Below are 4,316 nucleotides of genomic sequence, written 5' to 3'. Positions count from 1 at the left end.
CCTCAGCAAGCGCTGACATTTGCTGCATTTTTAAGCGAAACAGCGGCAAACGCTGCCACTGTTTCACAGAAAAATCGCTGTGGGCGAGATGAAAATGTACGCCGGACATGCGGTCGGCGGGATTTCGATGCCATTGCGATCGAAGCGCGGGGTGGTGTCCGCCGGTTTGTACCAGCCGGCCACGGTCAGCCGCTGCCACAGTTCGCCATCGCCCAGGTAGTGCTGCGCCAGCAACCGCAGGGTCTTGGGGCTGGCGCTATCCAGGGTGACCGTTTGCGGGCCGGCTGACAGTTGCACGCTGTCACGGGTGTGGTCGGTGATGCCGAGCATGCCACTGAACACCCCCAGATCGGTAAACCCGGCCGCTGCCGCCTGCGCGTTGACGCTGCCGTACCAGCGGGCCTGGGTGACCCGGTTCTGGTCGTCGTAGCGGTAATGGATGGTGCGCTGGCCGTCATGGTCTTCGATGCGGTTGCCGACCGCGTCGTAACGGAAGGCGTGCACCAGCCGGCCATCGCCGTGGCTGTCGCGGGTGACCCGGTTGTTGCCATCGAATTCATAACGGCGGTCAAAGGCCTGGCCCACCCCATCGTGCCAGATGCGGGTCAGGTTGCCATTGGCATCCAGTTCGCTACGGCTGGCGGTGTCGGTGAGGTAATCCCGCCACGCCACCTGTCGGCCTTGCGCATCATACTGATACACCAGGTAACGGCGCTGGCCCTGGCCCTCAAACCGTTCGTGGAACTTACGGCCGGTGTCGTCATAGCGGTACAGGGTCTCGGTGCCGATACCGACATCCTTCACCGATAGCAGGTGCCCGGCCGCGTCGTAGGCCTTGCGGATGTCGCGGCCTTCGCGGTTGTGTTCCCGAATCTGCCGGCCCAGGCCGTCGTAGTCGTAATAGGTGACCAGGCCGGTTTCATCGCGCAGCCACTGCAGGCGGTTAAAGGCGCCATAGCTGTACGCTTTGCCATGGCCGGCCAGATTGCTGTCGCCGACCAGGTTGCCATATACGTCATAGGCCCGGCGTTCGATCCGTTCTTCGCCATTGACCCAGGTGTGGGTGGCGATGACCCGCCCCAGGCCATCGTAGTCCTGGACAGTCCGCACCCCATGCTGGGTGGTGGCGATGCGGTTGCCGACTGCGTCATAGTCGAAACGCAGCGCGCCTTTTGCCAGCAGGCGGTCACCCGACCAGGTCTGCTGGGTCCGCCGGCCCAGGCCATCGATGAGGGCGGTGCGCCGGCCCAGGGTGTCGTATTCGTACTGGGTGCGGTCGCCGCCGCCGTTGACTTCCTCAACCAGATTGCCCAAGCCATCGTAGCGATGCCAGCTGCGGAAGCGACGGGCATCGACGCTGCCAATCTGGCGGCCGACCTCGTCATACTGGAACTGTACGGTGTTACCCAAGGCATCGATGCTGGCCACCTTCTGCCCGGCCGCATCGAACACCGTCCGCTGCCGGGTCGCCACCTGGCTATCCAGCACCCCGTCAAACCCATTGCCGGCCAGGTCGCGGTACAGCGATACCTGATCCGTCACCTGGTCGTTGCGGTGGTAACGGTAACGGGTCACGTCACGCTGGCGGTGGCCGGTGGTGTCTTCGCTGCTGCTGTGGGCGGTATAGGCGGCACCCCATTCCGCCACCTTGCGCCCACGGCCATCGTATTCGGCCAGCTGGTTGCCTTGCCAGCTCCCCCCCGCCTTGTCGTACAGGGTGGTCGACACCGCATTGCCGGCCTGATCCACGCCGTATTCCCGCCAGATACCGTCAGTTTCGTTGCTGGCAACCTTGTGGCCCAGCGCGTCGAAGCGGGTTTCCACGTAATACCCCGTATTGCGGCCATCGCTCAGCCGCTGCCCCGCCCCCAGCCCAGAGGACAGCACCGACAACGCCAATGCCTGCTGGGTGGCGCGTTGTGGGCCCAGGTACACCCCGTTGACCACGTGCAGTCCGTCCGGGTCCTTATCCAGACGGATGCCCTGCTCTTTGGCCACCACCACCGTGCTATGGGTCTGATTGCTGAACCCGGTCCCCGGCGCATGCTCGCGCCAGTCGACGATCACCGTGCGGCCAGACTGGTCGGTGTAATAGGCTTTCAGTTCATGCACCCCGCGCAGGTCGGGCAGTCGTCCCTTGAACTGGTGGCCGTCACGGCTCAGTACCACCGTCTTCGGCACCCCGCCCGCAGTACGATCCAGGTAGCTGACCGTCACCGGCCCCTGCAGGCTGGCCATTTCCGCCGCGCTGAAGGTGACGGCGTAATCCAGATGGTAGGTATCCGGGGTCGGCTGTTCGACATTGACCTGCACAAACTGCTCGGTATACGTCAACCGCGATTCGATCGGGTGATGGCTGCTGACGCTCCCGGCCTTGACGATCAGCTGGCCCTGTTGCAGCAGGGTCACCTGGCCGGCCGCATCCAGCCCGTACAGGATGTAGCTGTAGAAATCCCGATCCAGCCCGCTCACCCCGCCGGCGATCCGGTCGCCCGTGACCTGCAGTGCCTGGCGGCTGAAGCCGGCCGCCAGCGGGTCGGTCGGCACGCGGTTGCCAAAGCGGCCATAGGCGATGAACACACCGCCGGCCGTGGCGGCCCGCTGGTCGGCCGGCAGGCTGGCATCGATATCCAGCCGGTATCCCGTTGACTGGTTCACCTGTTCCAGGTGGGTAGCCTGTGTGGCGGTCACATTCACATCGCGGGTCGGCGCCACCTGCTGGGTGTAATACACGTCCAGGTCATGGCTGCCTACACTCAGCTCGCGGCCTTCCAGAATGGTGGTCTCTCCGTGCTGGGTGCCCTGCTGCAGCCGGCCATCCACCACAATCCACTGGCCCGTGAAGCCGTCATGGGGGTTGCGCCAGCTGACATGCTGAACCAGCATCGGTGGCGAGCTGATCGGCTGGGATGGATCGGCGTCGGGTGACGGTGCCGGCAACGCCGTGACACGGTACTGGAACCGATCCAGCTCCACCAGGCTGCCATCCGCCCGCATGCCGCGCAGCACAATGTCGTAATCGCCAACCGCCACCGGCTCGGCCGCGCTGCCTGCCACCAGCTGATAACGCTGCGTCTGACCGCTGTCGCGCGCCAGTACGCTGGTGGTGCGCACCGGGCCGGATGACCCAACCGGCCGCCAGTCCGCCATGATCAGTTGCAGGCCTGCCGTCTGTCCCGCGTCGAAACGGGTGTTCAACACCAGTTTGTACACATAGTCGCTGGCAACGCCGACATGCGGGTTGGCCACCTCATGGGTCATGGCGCTGGCAGGGGTGCTGCGCTGGTTGCCGGGCGACAGGGTCTGCATCACACCCGTCTGTTGCTTGCCGCTGGCATCCTGCCATTTGACAATATAGGAGAACGACGGATTGAGCGTGCGCGGTTGCGTGTCCTCCACCTGGAAATAGCCCCCACCAACCGGGCTCAAGGTCAGCGCGGGCCCGCCATTGATATGAAGGGTCGGGTTGCTGACCCCCGCTTCAAAATGCACCCGGAAGCGCACCCCACCCGTACCGGTCTCATGGACTTCAACTTGGTCATACTGCGCGGCAACAGTTAATACCTGCTCTTCACTCCAGGTCAGGTTGCCTGCCGCATCCTGGCTGACCACCCGGAAATACAGCTGGGTGCCCGGCACCGGCTTGGGCAGTTCGGCAACATGGTGGCCCTGAGTCGCCAGCTGCTCACCGATCCGATGGGCATAGGCATCGATATCAACGTTGGCATGCGTGTCATACACCACCCAACTGCGGCCACCCGGCGTGGTATCGGCGAATTGCCAGTTGATGCGGACTGCCACCCCCTGCTCCACAAACACATTGGTCGGCAGTGCCGCCTGATTCGGCATTTCACCGGTATACACAAAGGTGCGGTTACCTTCGGCATCGTAACGCGCCACCGTGCCACTGCCATCCACCCCTATCGTTTTAAGCTGTCGGCCCTTGCCATCGAACAGGCTATGGGTCGTCCGACCATTGCCATCCTGGGTGAAGCTTCGGTTACCCAGGGCATCGTAGGCATATTTGTTGATCAGGGTACCGCGGTCGTATTGCGCCAGCAGGCGGTTTGCCCCGTCATAGGTATACGTCGTCAACCAGTCATCATGGTGGGTACCGACCAGTGCAGACAAGGCATTGAAGTTCCCGGTCAGGGAAGCAGGATCAACACCTTGCGGCACCGCATTCCCCATGCGCTGCTCGCTGGTCTTGTTCCCGCGCGCATCATAGGTCAACAAGGTCAACATGCGCTTCTGGTCGATGGTGCCCACCATCCGCCCAGCCGCATCGAAGTACTGCCAACTATGAATCGCATTGC

The 4,316-nt window shown here is 63.4% G+C and carries 1 protein-coding gene; it reads right to left on the bottom strand.

Annotated elements, in window-relative coordinates; genetic code table 11:
• Window positions 1-63: 63 nt before the first annotated feature.
• The coding region (locus FFS57_RS24360) for an RHS repeat domain-containing protein (protein ID WP_137940420.1) at window positions 64-4,316 on the bottom strand (4,253 nt) is incomplete at its 5' end.

The sequence above is a fragment of the Chitinivorax sp. B genome, from assembly GCF_005503445.1.
In the GTDB taxonomy this organism is placed as follows: Bacteria; Pseudomonadota; Gammaproteobacteria; order Burkholderiales; family SCOH01; genus Chitinivorax.
Note: the sequence above shows the minus strand (reverse complement) of the source record. Positions and strands in the feature narration are given on the sequence as shown.